This window comes from Streptomyces sp. A1277, from assembly GCF_004795015.1.
Lineage (GTDB): Bacteria > Actinomycetota > Actinomycetes > Streptomycetales > Streptomycetaceae > Streptomyces.
On record NZ_SSBI01000006.1, the window covers coordinates 159,854 to 173,825 of the forward strand.

A 13,972-nucleotide genomic window follows, 5' to 3' on the forward strand; every position below is an offset into this window, starting at 1 on the left:
GCAACTCGGCCCGGCCCGTCACCAGCGCGGGATCGACGGCGTGACCCATTCCGGCTCGGCCTTGCGCATCGCGGCGGCGTCGTCGCGTTCGCGCATCGTGCCGTCGTCGTCGCGCCAGCGGCGGTGCAGCGCGGCCAGCCGGTCCCGGTCCAGTTCGACGCCGAGACCGGGGGCGTCGGAGACGGTGAGGTGGCCGTCCTCGAAGACGTGGCGGGTGGTGATGACGTCCTCGCTCTGCCAGGGGTAGTGGCTGTCGCAGGCGTAGTCGAGGTTGGGGACGGTGGCCGCGACGTGCGTCATGGCGGCGAGGCTGATCCCGAGGTGGGTGTTGGAGTGCATCGAGAGCCCGACGCCGTAGGTGCGGCAGATACCGGCCAGCTCACGGGTGCGGTGCAGCCCGCCCCAGTAGTGGTGGTCGGACAGGACGACCTGGACGGCGTCCCGGGCGAACGCCTCCGGGAGCTCGGCGAGGGTCGTGACGCACATGTTCGTGGCCAGCGGCACATCGGTGCCCGCCGCGACGGCGGCCATCGGCCCGGTGCCGCTCGCCGGGTCCTCCAGGTATTCGAGTACGTCCTTCAGCTGCTCGGCGACGTACAGCGAGGTCTCCACGGACCAGGCGCCATTGGGGTCCAGCCGCAGCGGGCGGCCGGGGAACGCCTCGGCGAGCGCGCGGACGGCCGCGATCTCCTGGTCGGGCGGGAAGACGCCGCCCTTGAGCTTGAAGGAGGAGAAGCCGTGGGCACGGGCGAAGCGCCGGGCCTGGGCGACGACTCCGGCCGGGTCGAGGGCCGCGCCCCAGTCGTCGCGCTCGCCGCCCTCGGGGTGCTCGGCCCAGCGGTAGAAGAGGTACGCGCTGTACTCGACGCGGTCGCGGACCCTGCCGCCGAGCAGCGCGTGCACCGGCAGCCCGAGGGTCTTGCCGAGCGCGTCCAGGCAGGCCACCTCGAAGCCGGAGACGACCGAGAGCCGGAGCTTGTCGGAGGTCTGGACGCCCCGCAGCCCGCCCGCGTCGACCCGCTCGTCGGCCGCCCGCGAATCTCCGCACACCTCGTCGGCCAGGGCGAACAGCCCGTTCACATCGCTGACCGCCCGTCCGGGCAGGGCGGCGGCGAGGGGCGCCGCGAGTCCGAGGTACTTGCCGTCGCCGTAGGTCTCCCCGACGCCGGTGACCCCGCCCCGGGTGACGACCTCCACGACCAGCCTCGGGGTGTAGGGCTGGTGGACGCCCTGGGTGTTGAGGAGGGGCGGGTCGGCTATCAGGATCGGGGTGAGCCGGACGTGGTCGATCAGCAGCGCGGTATCCATACGTGAACTCTATTCAGGGATACGACCTCGCGCCAGGGGGCGGACGGCGGCGCGGCCGGAGCCCGCGCGTCCGGTTAAGGGAGTTCACTGGACGACATACCGACTGGTCGGCATCATGAGACCGACCGTTCGCCCAGTCCGGAGGTACGCACGATGAGCCACGCCCACCCGCCAGGTCTCGACCTCGACCGGTTGCGCGGACATCTCGACCGCGAGCGCCCGGGGCTGGTGAACGGACCGCTCGACGCCCGGGTCGTGGAGGGCGGCCGGTCGAACCTGACGTACGTCGTCACCGACGGCACCAGCCGCTGGGTGGTCCGCCGGCCGCCGCTGGGGCACGTACTGGCCACCGCCCACGACATGAAGCGCGAGCACCGGGTGATCAGCGCACTGCACCCGACGGCGGTCCCGGTCCCCGAGCCGGTGCTGCTCTGCGAGGACGACACCGTCGTCAGCTCACCGTTCTACGTCATGGAGTACGTGGAGGGCACCCCGTACCGCACGGCGGAGCAGCTGGCCCCGCTCGGTCCCGAGCGCACCCGGGCGGCGGTGCTCGCCCTGGTCGACACCCTGGTGGAGCTGCACGCCGTGGACCCGGAAGCCGTCGGGCTCGGCGACTTCGGGCGCCCGGAGGGCTTCCTCGACCGGCAGCTGCGCCGCTGGGGCAAGCAGCTGGACGCCTCCCGCAACCGCGAGCTGCCCGGCATCGACGCACTGCACGCGGCGCTCGGCCGGGACCTGCCCGTCTCCCCCGCCCCCACGGTCGTGCACGGCGACTACCGCCTGGACAACGCCCTGATCGGCGCCGACGACGAGATCAAGGCCGTCCTCGACTGGGAGATGTCGACGCTCGGCGACCCGCTGACCGATCTCGGCCTGCTGGTGATGTACAGCTCCGACCTGGGCCTGCCCGAGTCGCCCGTCTCCACCACCAGCGGCGCGGCCGGCCACCCCTCCCCCGCCGAGCTGATCGAGCGCTACGCCGCCCGCTCCGGCCGGGACACCTCCGCCATCTCCTGGTACACGGCGTTCGCCTGGTTCAAGCTCGCCGTGATCCTGGAGGGCATCCACTACCGCTACACGCTGGGCCAGACGGTCGGCAGCGGCTTCGACCGCATCGGCGACCTCGTCCCCGTCTTCATCGAGCACGGTCTCACCACCCTCCAGGAAGGCTGACCGACCCCATGGACTTCGCATTCGACGCCCGTACCGAGGAGCTGCGCGCCCGGCTGCTCGCCTTCATGGACGAGCACGTCCACCCGGCCGAGCCGGTCGCGGACGAGCAGCGCGCCGAGCTGGACTCGCCCTGGCAGACCCCGCAGGTGGTGGAGGACCTGAAGGCGGAGGCCCGCAGGCAGGGCCTGTGGAACCTCTTCCTGCCGGGCGCCGGGCACGGCGCCGGGCTGACCAACCTCCAGTACGCCCCGCTGGCGGAGATCCTGGGCCGCTCCCCGCGCCTGGCGCCGACCGCGACGAACTGCGCCGCGCCGGACACCGGGAACATGGAGGTGCTGGCCGAGTTCGGCACGGACGAGCAGAAGAAGCAGTGGCTGGAACCGCTGCTGGCCGGCGAGATCCGCTCCGCGTTCGCGATGACGGAGCCGGAGGTCGCCTCCTCGGACGCGACGAACATCGAGACCCGGATCATCCGCGACGGGGATGACTATGTGATCAACGGGCGCAAGTGGTACATCTCCGGGGCGATGAACCCGGACTGCGCGATCTTCATCGTGATGGGCAAGACCGACCCGGACGGCGCGGACATCCGCCGCCAGCAGTCGCAGATCCTCGTCCCCCGCGACACCCCGGGCCTCACGGTGAAGCGCGCCATGCAGGTGTACGGCTACGAGGACCACTGGCACGGCGGCCACGCGGAGGTCGTCTTCGACGACGTGCGGGTGCCGGCGGCGAACCTCATCGGCGAGGAGGGCGGCGGTTTCGCCATCGCCCAGGCCCGGCTGGGCCCCGGCCGCATCCACCACTGCATGCGGCTCATCGGCATGGCGGAGCGCGCCATCGAGCTGATGTGCCGGCGCGCGGTCTCCCGTACCGCCTTCGGCAAGCCGCTGGCCCAGCAGGGCGTCGTCCAGAACTGGATCGCGGACGCCCGGGTCACCGTCGAGCAGCTGCGGCTGCTGGTGCTGAAGACGGCCTGGCTGATGGACACGGTCGGCAACCGGGGCGCGCACACCGAGATCCAGTCCATCAAGATCGCCACCCCGCGCGCGGTCGTCGCCATCCTCGACCAGGCTGTGCAGCTGCACGGCGCAGGCGGGGTGAGCCAGGACTTCCCGCTGGCCGAACTCTGGGCGTCGGCGCGGACGCTGCGCCTGGCGGACGGCCCGGACGAGGTGCACCAGCGGTCGCTGGCCCGGCGGGAGATCAAGCGGTACCTGTAGGGAACCGGCTCCGGCGGACCCGTGTCCTTCGGCGGGCCCGCCGCGCTGTCAGTAACCGCCCGACGGCAGGTGATCGGCCAGCGCCAGGCCACGGGCGAAGGCCCGGACGCGGAGCAGGGAGCGGGCGAAGAGGCGGACCGGGCGGGGGCGGTCGGGGCCGTAGGCCACGGTCCACAGGACGGGGATGCGGGTGGAACCCCGGATGCCCGGGGTGCAGATCTCGCTGCGCGAGGCGACGACGCCGGAGCTGGTGGCGGGGGTGCGCGCCGGTGAGCTGGACCTCGCCCATCTGGCGCCGGACACCACCGGACTGCCCGCGGACATCACCGCGTTCGCGTCCTGGCGGGAGGACCTGGTGCTGATCACCGCACCCGGACACCGGCTGGCGACGGCCGGGCGCACCCTGATCAGGGACCTCGCCGACGAGCCGTTCGTGGACTTCCGGGCGGGCACGGGCCTGGAGACGGCGGTGCGCCGGCTGGCCGCGCACTGCGGTCTGGAGCGCCGCATCACCTGTGACGTCACGCAGATCCGGCTGCTCGTGGACCTCGTGCGGGCGGGCATCGGCGTCGCGATCGTGCCGCGCCGGATCGGCGAGGACGCGGGGCTGCCGTGCGTGGCCATCCGGCAGCCGGAGCCGGGCCGGAGCGTGCTGCTGGTGGGGCGGGCGCCCCGGCCGCGCAACCCGGCGGCGGAGGCGCTGCTCGGGCGGCTGGGCGGCGAGGACCGCGCTACGGCCTGAGCGCCCGGAGCAGCAGGTCGGCCAGATGGTCGGCGACCTCCTGCGGGGTGAGGGGGCCGTCCGGGCGGTACCAGGTCGACAGGTGGTGGACCGAGCCGAAGTGGTAGTCCACGATCAGGTCGGCCGGGGTGGCCGTGGAGAACACCCCGCCGTGCTGGCCCTCCTCGACCAGGGCGCGGAAGCGCTCGTGGTAGCGGCGGCGCTCGCCCCGTACCTGCTTGTTCTTCTCCGGGCTCAGGTGGTGCATGGAGCGGAAGAAGATCGAGGCGTCGTCCAGGTTCTCGATGGTGGTGACGACCACGTCGGCCGCCGCGTCGCGCAGCCGCTGCTCGATGGGCGCCTCGGCGTTCGCGAAGGCGTCCAGGCGCTCCTGCTGGAGGCGCAGCACCCGGGCGTACACCTCCTGGAGCAGGTCCTCCTTGGAGCCGAAGTAGTGGTAGAGCGCCCCCTTGGTGACGCCGGCCGCCTCCACGATCTCCTGGACCGAGGTGCGGTCGTAGCCCTGCTCGGCGAAGAGCCGGGTGGCGGCGGCCAGCAGCCGCTGGGGGACGGGGGTGCCGCTCCCGTCCGTCTCCTTGGCCATAGCCGCCGCCTTCCTTCCGTTCCGTGGTGGACCGTGCCCGGTGAACCGTTTCTAGCGGGGTGAACGCAGTTCCCGCCTGAGGATCTTCCCACTAGCCGTCTTGGGCAGTTCGGCCAGGATCTCGACTTCGCGCGGGTACTTGTACGCGGCGAGCCGTTCCTTGCAGTACGCGCCCAGTTCGGCGGGGTCGGCCGTGGCGCCGGGGCGCAGGCTGACGTAGGCGCGGACCGTCTCGCCCCGGTAGGTGTCGGGCACGCCGACGACGGCCGCCTCGCGCACGGCGGGGTGGGTGTAGAGGACGTCCTCGACCTCGCGGGGCCAGACCTTGAAGCCGGAGGCGTTGATCATGTCCTTCTTGCGGTCCACGACGTAGAGCCAGCCCTCGCGGTCCATGAAGCCGATGTCGCCGGTGCGCAGCTCGCCGTCGGGGAAGGCGGCCGCGGTGGCCTCGGGCAGCCGCCAGTAGCCGGAGACGACCTGCGGGCCGCGCACCGCGATCTCGCCCTGCTCGCCGAAGGGCACGTCCGCGCCGTTCTCGTCGATGATCCGTACGACGGTGTCCGGTCCCGGCACGCCGACCGAGAGGGTGCCGGAGACCGGGTCGACGGGGGCTTCGCGCTCGGGCGGTACGGAGGCGCAGGGGGCGGTGCACTCGGTGAGGCCGTAGCCGTTGCGTATGTACGGGCCGAGGCCCGCCCGGAACTTCTCCACGAGCGCGGGCGGCAGCGGCGCCCCGCCGGAGGAGATGACCCGGAAGGACGCGAAGTGCTCGGGCGTGACGCCGGGGGTGGCGGCGAGCGCCATGAAGGCGGTCGAGGGGCCGACGGTGTACGCGGGGCGGTGCTCGGTGAAGGCGTCTAGGACCACGCCGGGGTGGAAGCGGTAGGCGAGGACGAGGGTGCCCCCGTTGGTGAGGCAGGCGGCGAGCTGGCAGACCATGCCGGTGATGTGGAAGAGCGGGGCGAGGGCGAAGTAGGCGGCGCCCTCGGGGACGGGGTGGCCGGTGCGCTGGCGTTCGGCGTTGACCATGATGTTGCCGTGGGAGTTCATGGCGCCCTTGGGGGTGCCGCTGGTCCCGGACGTGTAGCTGATCAGCGCCACGTCGGCGGCGGTGAGGTCGCGTCCGGCGGGGGCGGCCAGGCCCTGGCGGGCGACGGCGACCAGGTCGTCGGCGTCCGGGGCGGCGGGCAGCCGCTCGAAGTTCAGGACCCGCTCGTCGTTCTCCGTCTGGAAGTCCAGCTCGCACGCGGTGAGGGCGATCCGGACGCGGGGCGCGGCGGCCGCGGTGTCCCGCAGGTACGCCTCCCAGGCCCGGTCCGCGCAGATGAGGGCGGTGACCTCGGCGTCCTTGAGGACATGGCCGACCTCGGCGGACTTGTACATCGGGTTGAGCGGGACGACCGTCGCCCCGGCCTTCCAGGCGCCGAGGAGGGCGAGGACGAACTGCGGGGAGTTCTGGAGCATGATCGCGACCCGGTCGCCGCGCTCCAGGCCCCGGGCGGCGAGGTGGCCGGCCACGGAGTCGGACAGCTCGTCCGTCTCGCGGTAGCTGAGGCGTCCGTCGAAGTAGGCGAGCGCCGGGTGGTCCGGGGTGCGGCCCACCGAGTCGCGGAAGGCGTGCACCAGGGTCTCGGCGGGGTGGACGGGGGCCCGCTGGGCCTCGCTGAGCAGCGGGAGCCAGGGCTTCGCCGCGTAGATCGACTCGGTCATGCGCCGGTCTCCTCCCAGGTGCGCTGAAGGCGGTTCATGCCGCGGAGCCAGCGGTCGGTGTCCTCGGCCCGGGCCTGGTAGTAGCGGCCGACCTCGGGGTGGGGCAGGACCAGGAAGCGGTCCTGGGCCATGGCGTCGAACAGCGCGTCGGCGACGGCCTCGGGCTCGATGGCGCCGGGGGCGAGGACGAGTTCGCCGGCCGATCCGGCGGCCGTGAGCATGTCCGTACGCACGCCCTGCGGGCAGATCGCGTGCACCTTGACGCCCCGGTGGCGGTAGGTGAGGGACAGCCACTCGGCGAAGGCGACCGCGCCGTGCTTGGTGACGCTGTACGGCGCGGCGCCGATCATCGTCAGCAGTCCGGCGGCGGAGGCGGTGGAGACGAACCGGCCGCCGCCTCGCTCCAGCCAGTCGGGGAGCAGGGCGCGGGCCGCCCGGACGTGGGCCATGACGTTGACGTCCCAGGCGGCGGCCCAGACCTCCTCGTCGGCGAGGGGGTCGCCCGGCGAGGCGAGGCCCGCGTTGGCGCAGTAGACGTCGATGGTGCCGTCCAGCGCGCCCCGGGCCGCGTCCACGATCCGCGAGGCGTCCCCGGCGACCGCGACGGCGCCGGTCTCCTCGGCGAGTGCCTTGATCCGGGACTCGTCCAGGTCGTTGACGACGACCCGTGCGCCCTCGGCGGCGAATCTGCGGGCGAGCGCGGCGCCGATGCCGCCTCCGGCCCCGGTGACCACCACGCCCGCGCCCTGCACCGTACTCATCGCTCACGCCTCTCTCAGCCGACGACCGCACCGGCAGACTAACCAGTCGGTATGTCGTCAGGGAAGGGGTGGGCCCCACCTCATGGACCACGCCTGGCACGGCGGCCCCGTCCGACGCGTTCCCCGTGGCCCGTCCGCGCGCTAGCGTGCGTGACCATGACAGACGTCGCGATCATGGAGGTAGCCGAATGAGCCTGTCCAGGCGTGGTTTGCTGACCGCCGGCGGAGCGGTGGGGGCCCTCGCGGCGACGGCCGCGTCGGCCGGGCCCGCGGCCGCCGGTACGTCGCACGGCAAGGGTCACGGACACGGGAACGGCAACGGCAACGGGCAGCGCCGGGTCCGTACCGGATTCGACCGGCTGGCGGCGGACGGCTACGCCCTGCTGAAGGGGCAGCGGGTCGGCGTCGTCACCAATCCGACCGGGATCACGTCCGATGTCCGGCACATCGTGGACGTCATGCACCCGGACCGCCGGGTGAACCTCACCGCCGTCTTCGGCCCCGAGCACGGCTTCCGGGGCACCGCGCAGGCGGGCGGCTCGGAGGGCCGGTACGACGACCCCGCGACCGGGCTCCCGGTCTACGACACGTACCTGAAGAGCGGCCGGGCCCTCGCGGACGTCTTCACCGCGTCCGGCGTGGACACGGTCGTCTTCGACATCCAGGACGCGGGCGCACGCTTCTACACGTACATCTGGACGCTGTACGACTGCATGGAGGCGGCCGCCCTCGCGGGCAAGAAGTTCGTCGTGCTGGACCGGCCGAACCCGGTGACCGGGCGGGCCGCGCTCGGGCCCGTCCTCGACCCGGCGTTCGGGACGTTCGTGGGCCGCCGGGAGATCTCCCAGGCGCACGGCATGACGGTCACCGAGCTGGCACTGCTGTTCAACGGCGAGTTCCTGGCGGACCGCCCGGCGGACCTGCAGATCGTGAAGATGTCGGGGTGGTCGCGCTCCGACTTCTTCGACGAGACGGGCCTGCCGTGGGTGCAGCCGAGCCCCAACATGCCGACGCCCGCCACGGCGCTCGTCTACTCGGGCACCTGCCTGTTCGAGGGGACGAACCTCTCCGAGGGGCGCGGCACGACCCAGCCGTTCGAGCTGCTGGGCGCGGAGGGCATCGACCACACCTGGGCGGCCGCCGCGAACACGCTGGACCTGCCCGGAGTGGCGTTCCGCGAGGCGTACTTCGCGCCGACGTTCTCGAAGTTCGAGGGCGTGACGGTGGGCGGGGTGCAGGTGCACGTCCTGGACCGCGAGGTCTTCGACCCGGTGCGCACGGGGATCGCGCTGCTGATCACGGCCAAGCGGACGTGGAGCGGGTTCGCGTGGCGGTCGGACAACTGGATCGACAAGCTGACCGGCAACACGCGGGTCCGCACGATGATCGATGCGGGGGCGGATGTGGACGAGGTGGTGGGGGCGTGGGCGGCCGACCTCGCGGCGTTCCGGGCGGTGCGGAAACGGTACTTGCAGTATCGGTGAGGTGGTGCCGGGCGGGCCCGTTGGATTCGGGCCCGCCCGCGTGAACGGTTCCGTCCTCAAACGCCGGACGGGCTGGAATGGTTGGCCGGGCCGGCTGGGTTCGTCAGCGGTGGGCCGGGAATTCCACCACCTGCTGGTACGTCGGGCGGTTCTGCCAGTGGATGGCCTTCTGGGCGATGCCGCCCAGTGCGCGGTGGATGATCGAGTCCGTGCACCACTGGTCGCCGGCCTTGCAGTTGTCGTCGGCCGGGTAGACCTCGGCCGCCGGCACCGCCGCCGCCTCCTTCAGCGAGGACAGCAGCGCCGTACGGCAGGCGCTCAGGTCGCCGTCGCCGCAGTACGACTTGGCCAGCGGGCCCTTGACCGGCCGGCCCAGCACCTGGCGCAGGTCCTTGTCGGCGAAGCCCCACCAGCCGTACTGGAAGGCCGAACCGCTGTGCGCCCCGCTCGGTCCGTGGCTGGCGGCCGGGGACTCGTCGGTGGCGAGGTTCGCGGTCAGTGCCCCGTACAGGTCGTCACCGAGCCCCGGCCGGAACTCCGCCTCGATCAGCCGCGGCCACCACGCGTCCATGATCCGTACCGCGTCGGCATGGGTGTACGCGTGCGAGCCGGGGCTGCTCTCCTTGCGCTGGGCGCCCGAGGCGCGCCAGGAGTCCAGCTGCTGGACCACCGCGTTCAGGTCCGGGTCGGTGACCGGCTGGGAGCGGATCACCTTCAGCAGCTCGGGCAGCAACTGCTCCCCGCGCAGGTCGGTGAGGGCCGCGTCCGCCATCGCGCGGGTCAGGGAGGCGCGGGTCACGCCGCCCTCGTCGACCAGCTTGGAGACCCGGTCGTCGAGCAGGTCGCCCCGGTGCACCGCGCTGAGCCCGAAGCCCGCGGCGGCGTACCCCTCGGCCTGCTTGTTGTTCCAGGAGACGTAGTAGTCCTGGCCGCTGGAGTGCGGGTGCTCGGCGAAGGGCGTGTACGCGGCGGTGTTGGCCGCCGGGTCGTAGCCCTGCCACTCGTACGCCTTCTCGGCCCTGATGGGCAGCGCCGGGTCGACGCCGGCCGCGCGCACCGGGTTCATGCCGCTGTTGTAGTAGGCGGCGGTGCGGGAGTCGGCGTAGAACCAGTTGAAGGCGTAGTCGATGTTGCTCGCCGCCCGCTGGAAGGAGGCGGCGTCGGTGACGTACGACGGGTCGTTGAGCATCTGGAAGCCGATGATCGAGTCGGCCTCGTGCCGGTAGGTGGTGCGCAGCGTGGTGTACGCGACGGGCTTGCCGTCCACCGTGGCGCGGTGGGTGACGATGCCGTAGTCCGTGCGCCACACCCGCATCCGGTACGAACCCTTGGCCGTGGAGTCCGCGACGGTCGGCTTCCAGGAGTTGGCCTTCTCCAGCTTCTCCATCGCGGTGCAGGCGCCGCGGTAGAGGTAGTGCGTGGAGTCCTTGGTGGGCGCCGAGCCGTCGGGCTCGCACAGTTCGATGGCGTAGGTGTCGGTGATGTCCTGGCCGGCGGAGGTGGCGCTCCAGGCGTAGTCCTGGCCGCGGCCCATCTGGACGTACATGCCGACACCGGCGAAGGAGACGCCGCGGGCGCTGATACCGGGGCCCTGGAGCTCCTGGAGCATCATCAGCTGCGGGGCGAAGTAGCCGGTCTGGGGCCCGAACACGGCGATCGGATGTCCGCTCGCGGTGCTCGCGCCGGAGACCACCAGGGCGTTGGACATGCCGCGCTTCTGGGCGCCGGAGCCGGAGTCGGGCAGCGAGCCCTCCGGGATGACGCCGTCGTCGAAGACGCCCTGGGCCTTCTTGAGGTCCGCCGGGGCCTTGACCGGTGCCTTCGCGCCGGTGCCGGCCGAGCCGGTCCGGTCGTAGATCAGCGGCTCGGTGGTGACGGAGCCGGGGTCCGGGAGGGCGGTGCCGACTGCGTTGCCGGGCTTGTTCGCGTACGGGAAGGAGGTGCCGTCGTGGATGGTGAGCACGGCCTCGGGGTCGTTGCGCTGGCGGAACGACTCCCAGACCTTCGTACCCTCGGCGACACCGTACTTCTGCTGCGCGGACAGCAGGGAGAGCGCGGCCTGCACCTCGCCGCCGCCCCCGCCGCCGAACTGGCCGCCGACGACCGAGGCGATCGAGATGAGGTCGGTCAGCTTGAACGGCTGGATCTCGCCGATGTTGGTGATGGCGTCGATCTTGCCGGTCAGGACGTACTCGCCGGGGAAGTAGCGGCCGTCCTTCGACTTCTTGCGGTAGGCGTTGATGCCGTCCACGTATGCCTGCGCGTCCGCCATGGCCTGCTCGCCGCGGGCGCCCTCATGGGTCCTGATGTACTCGACCTGCGCCTCCAGGTCGGCCTCGGTGTACGGGGCCTGCGGCCAGAACTCCTGCTCCAGGCCCTGGTTGGCGAGCGCCCCGCCGGCGAACGAGGTCAGCTCGCCGCGCCCGATGTGGCGGAAGAGGTCCATCAGCCAGAGCCGGTCCTGCCCGGCGGCGTACCCGGCTCCGAACTCGGTGCCGTAGCGGGTGGTGCCCTTGATGTGCGGGACGCCGGAGGACTTGTCGCGGGTGATGGTGACGTCGTCGCGGGGCGAGGTGACGGACTCGACCTGGTCCTTCGGGACGCCGAAGGAGGCGTCGTTGAAGAAGTCGGTCAGCTTCTGGTCAGTGAGGCCGGTGTGCCCGGCGACCAGGCCGTTGTAGCGGTCGAGCTGGTCGTCGCTGTGCGCGGGGTGGGTGCCGAACGCCTTGTTGCCGAGGATCTCGACGAGGGTGGCGTTGCCGTTCTCGCCGGGCGGCAGGATGTCGTCGCACTGCCCCTGGCAGTAGTCGGGCACGGGGTCCGCCTCGGCGGCGCCCGCGTGCGGGGCGGCGGCGAGCAGGGACGTACCGAGGGCGAGAGCCGCGGCGAACGCGGCGGCTCTGGTGGTACCGGTGCGGGCGGTCATACGGGTGCGTGGGGGCATGCGTACTCCTCCGAGAGGCCGATGCGCCGCAGGTTACCGACGGTACGACCGGCCGGTAAGATGAACATCGGTCACCTTTTCCGAATCGCCACATGCCGGCGGATCCTGTGCCCCGTCTCACCCATCGGACGGCCGCACCCTTGGATGGAGCCGATCCGGGCAGATGTACGTCCATCCCCTGACGCCGAAGTACGGGCGACGGAGTACGAGCGACGGAGGTGGCGGCTCAATGGCCGGTTTCCGGAGTCTGGCGAGACAGGTCCGCGACCCGCGGAGCGATCTGGCGCTGCGGCGGTACTCGCTGCGCAAGTGCCTGGAGCGCTTCGCCCCATACGGGCACCGGGCGACCTGGGACCATCTGTGTGCACGGCACGGCATAGCCCCCGAGGACCGGGCCCCCGACCCGGCGCGGCTGATGCGGGCCCTGGACGAACTGGAGCGGGCCCGCACGGTCTGGCTCGGTTACGAGGCGGGGTTCGCCGAGCGCCGCAGGCGGGAGAAGCACCGGGGGCTGCGCCGGCCCGGCGCGTTCGACGACTGGCACCGGCGCACCTGGGGCGGCAACGGGGTGGCGCGCTGCGACGACCCGGCGGTGCACCCCTCGGCACCGCTGGCCGAGGTGCTGGTCCGGCTGATCTCGGCCCTGGAGGCGGAGCCGGGCACCGGCTGCCCGGTGTGCACCCAGCCCCGGATCGCCTGGCGGCACGACCTGGAGAGCGAGCCGTGGTCCGGGCCGGTGTGCACGGGGTGCGGGATCGTGGTGCCGCAGCCCGTACTCACCCCGGCGGCGCTGGCGCGGGCCCGGCGGACCCGGGCCGGCGACGTGGCATGGGCGGCCTGAGAAGGGCGACCTGGCCCCGGCGGCCCGAGAAGAGCGAGCGGCCCGTCGTGTGCGGGCCGCTCAGCACCCTCCTCCGGCGCGGCCCGCCGGTCTGCGCTCGGGCATCAGGCGCGAGCCGCTTATCCGCTCGCCGCTGACGTCGTCCGGGTTGGACAGGACACAGGTCTCCAGCGAGAGGCAGCCGCAGCCGATGCAGTCGGTGAGGTGGTCGCGCAGCCGGGCCAGCTGCTGGATGCGGTCGTCCAGCTCGGAGCGCCACGCGTGGGAGAGCCGCGCCCAGTCCTCGCGGTTCGGGGTGCGCTCCTCGGGGAGCTCGGCCAGCGCCTCGCGGATGGTGGCCAGCGGGATGCCGACCCGCTGGGCCGCGCGGACGAAGGCGACCCGGCGCAGGGCGTCCCTGCTGTAGCGGCGCTGGTTGCCGCTGGTGCGGCGGCTGCTGATCAGGCCCTTGGCCTCGTAGAAGTGCAGGGCCGACACGGCGGCGCCGCTGCGTGCGGAGAGCTGGCCGACCGTGAGTTCATGGAGTGTCTGCGGGATCTGTGGCACCCGGACAAGCCTACGTGGCCCTCCCCCGCCGGTCCGTCGTTGACAGGAACGCACCAGCCCAGCATGCTGAGCAAGCGCTTAGACAGCGCTGAGCTCAGACAGCACTGAGCATGGACGGCAGAGCGGGAAGGCAGGGACCAGGGACATGGCTGAGCCGAGGATCTTCACGTCCGCGCAGGAGCTGCGTGACGGCGTGGGCGAGCAGCTGGGGCACAGCGACTGGCTGGAGGTCGACCAGAAGCGGATCGACCTGTTCGCCGACGCCACCGGCGACCACCAGTGGATCCACGTGGACCCGGAGCGCGCGGCGAGCGGCCCCTTCGGCACGACGATCGCGCACGGCTACCTGACGCTCTCCCTGCTTCCGGCACTCGTCCCGCAGGTGATGCGGGTCGAGGGCATGAAGATGGGCATCAACTACGGCACCAACAAGGTCCGCTTCCCCTCCCCCGTGCCCGTGGGCTCCCGGCTGCGGGCGACGGCCGTCCTGAAGGGCGTCGAGGAGGCCGGCGGCGGCGTGCAGGTCACCGCCGTCGTCACGGTCGAGCGCGAGGGCGGCGACAAGCCGGCCTGCGTCGCCGAGTCGGTGTCCCGCTACTACTTCTGAGCCGCGCTCCCCGGCACGCGAACGCCCCCGGTCCGCCTTCGGGACCG

11 protein-coding genes and 1 pseudogene are annotated in these 13,972 nt (G+C 72.4%); 6 read left to right on the top strand and 6 right to left on the bottom strand.

Annotation, left to right across the window (positions count from 1 at the left end; genetic code table 11):
* Positions 1 to 18: 18 nt before the first annotated feature.
* Positions 19 to 1,308 (bottom strand): glucarate dehydratase family protein, encoded by a 1,290-nt coding sequence (locus E6R18_RS06530; RefSeq protein WP_136315879.1) that lies wholly within the window; start codon positions 1,306 to 1,308, stop codon positions 19 to 21.
* A 153-nt stretch (positions 1,309 to 1,461) separates the two neighbouring features.
* On the opposite strand from E6R18_RS06530, the gene E6R18_RS06535 reads away from it, so the two are divergent.
* From E6R18_RS06535 to E6R18_RS06550, 3 genes and pseudogenes are all read left to right on the top strand, one after another.
* On the top strand, positions 1,462 to 2,484 hold the full coding sequence (locus E6R18_RS06535; RefSeq protein ID WP_136315880.1) for a phosphotransferase family protein: 1,023 nt from the start codon (positions 1,462 to 1,464) through the stop codon (positions 2,482 to 2,484).
* Positions 2,485 to 2,492: 8 nt separating this feature from the next.
* Entirely contained in the window at positions 2,493 to 3,707 is a 1,215-nt protein-coding gene (locus E6R18_RS06540) for an acyl-CoA dehydrogenase family protein (RefSeq protein ID WP_136315881.1), read from the top strand.
* A 205-nt stretch (positions 3,708 to 3,912) separates the two neighbouring features.
* Positions 3,913 to 4,449, top strand: a pseudogene (locus E6R18_RS06550) (LysR substrate-binding domain-containing protein); the annotation flags it as partial.
* Here the strand turns inward: E6R18_RS06550 and E6R18_RS06555 are convergent.
* Genes E6R18_RS06555 through E6R18_RS06565 form a run of 3 tightly spaced genes read right to left on the bottom strand, consistent with a single transcriptional unit; the run spans position 4,439 to position 7,503 of the window.
* Positions 4,439 to 5,032, bottom strand: a complete 594-nt coding sequence (locus tag E6R18_RS06555; protein WP_136315883.1) for a TetR/AcrR family transcriptional regulator — start codon at positions 5,030 to 5,032, stop codon at positions 4,439 to 4,441. The pseudogene E6R18_RS06550 and the gene E6R18_RS06555 overlap by 11 nt on opposite strands.
* A 51-nt stretch (positions 5,033 to 5,083) precedes the next feature.
* Positions 5,084 to 6,742 carry an AMP-binding protein gene (locus E6R18_RS06560; RefSeq protein ID WP_136315884.1) on the bottom strand — a complete coding sequence of 553 codons (1,659 nt, stop codon included), beginning with the start codon at positions 6,740 to 6,742 and terminating at the stop codon, positions 5,084 to 5,086.
* Positions 6,739 to 7,503 (bottom strand): SDR family oxidoreductase, encoded by a 765-nt coding sequence (locus tag E6R18_RS06565; RefSeq protein WP_136315885.1) that lies wholly within the window; start codon positions 7,501 to 7,503, stop codon positions 6,739 to 6,741. The genes E6R18_RS06560 and E6R18_RS06565 overlap by 4 nt, the downstream gene beginning before the upstream one ends.
* A 188-nt stretch (positions 7,504 to 7,691) precedes the next feature.
* Here E6R18_RS06565 and E6R18_RS06570 point away from each other — a divergent pair, with 188 nt between their 5' ends.
* Positions 7,692 to 8,987 (top strand): DUF1343 domain-containing protein, encoded by a 1,296-nt coding sequence (locus E6R18_RS06570; RefSeq protein WP_136315886.1) that lies wholly within the window; start codon positions 7,692 to 7,694, stop codon positions 8,985 to 8,987.
* 103 nt (positions 8,988 to 9,090) lie between these two features.
* On the opposite strand, the gene E6R18_RS06575 is transcribed toward E6R18_RS06570, so the two are convergent.
* Positions 9,091 to 11,931: a penicillin acylase family protein gene (locus tag E6R18_RS06575; RefSeq protein WP_136315887.1), complete on the bottom strand. Its 2,841-nt coding sequence runs from the start codon at positions 11,929 to 11,931 to the stop codon at positions 9,091 to 9,093.
* Between the two features lie 229 nt (positions 11,932 to 12,160).
* On the opposite strand from E6R18_RS06575, the gene E6R18_RS06580 reads away from it, so the two are divergent.
* Positions 12,161 to 12,772, top strand: coding sequence for a hypothetical protein (locus tag E6R18_RS06580; protein WP_136315888.1), 612 nt, complete (start codon positions 12,161 to 12,163; stop codon positions 12,770 to 12,772).
* Positions 12,773 to 12,832: 60 nt separating this feature from the next.
* Here E6R18_RS06580 and soxR read toward each other — a convergent pair whose 3' ends face one another.
* Positions 12,833 to 13,318 carry a redox-sensitive transcriptional activator SoxR gene (gene soxR / locus E6R18_RS06585; RefSeq protein ID WP_136315889.1) on the bottom strand — a complete coding sequence of 162 codons (486 nt, stop codon included), beginning with the start codon at positions 13,316 to 13,318 and terminating at the stop codon, positions 12,833 to 12,835.
* 145 nt (positions 13,319 to 13,463) lie between these two features.
* Between soxR and E6R18_RS06590 the strand changes: the two genes are divergently transcribed.
* Positions 13,464 to 13,925: a MaoC family dehydratase gene (locus tag E6R18_RS06590; protein WP_136315890.1), complete on the top strand. Its 462-nt coding sequence runs from the start codon at positions 13,464 to 13,466 to the stop codon at positions 13,923 to 13,925.
* Positions 13,926 to 13,972 lie beyond the last annotated feature (47 nt).

Coding starts and splice junctions, on each gene's coding strand:
- E6R18_RS06530 (WP_136315879.1), bottom strand. CDS start 1,308: ATGGATACCGCGCTGCTGATCGACCACGTCCGGCTCACCCCGATCCTG.
- E6R18_RS06535 (WP_136315880.1), top strand. CDS start 1,462: ATGAGCCACGCCCACCCGCCAGGTCTCGACCTCGACCGGTTGCGCGGA.
- E6R18_RS06540 (WP_136315881.1), top strand. CDS start 2,493: ATGGACTTCGCATTCGACGCCCGTACCGAGGAGCTGCGCGCCCGGCTG.
- E6R18_RS06555 (WP_136315883.1), bottom strand. CDS start 5,032: ATGGCCAAGGAGACGGACGGGAGCGGCACCCCCGTCCCCCAGCGGCTG.
- E6R18_RS06560 (WP_136315884.1), bottom strand. CDS start 6,742: ATGACCGAGTCGATCTACGCGGCGAAGCCCTGGCTCCCGCTGCTCAGC.
- E6R18_RS06565 (WP_136315885.1), bottom strand. CDS start 7,503: ATGAGTACGGTGCAGGGCGCGGGCGTGGTGGTCACCGGGGCCGGAGGC.
- E6R18_RS06570 (WP_136315886.1), top strand. CDS start 7,692: ATGAGCCTGTCCAGGCGTGGTTTGCTGACCGCCGGCGGAGCGGTGGGG.
- E6R18_RS06575 (WP_136315887.1), bottom strand. CDS start 11,931: ATGCCCCCACGCACCCGTATGACCGCCCGCACCGGTACCACCAGAGCC.
- E6R18_RS06580 (WP_136315888.1), top strand. CDS start 12,161: ATGGCCGGTTTCCGGAGTCTGGCGAGACAGGTCCGCGACCCGCGGAGC.
- E6R18_RS06590 (WP_136315890.1), top strand. CDS start 13,464: ATGGCTGAGCCGAGGATCTTCACGTCCGCGCAGGAGCTGCGTGACGGC.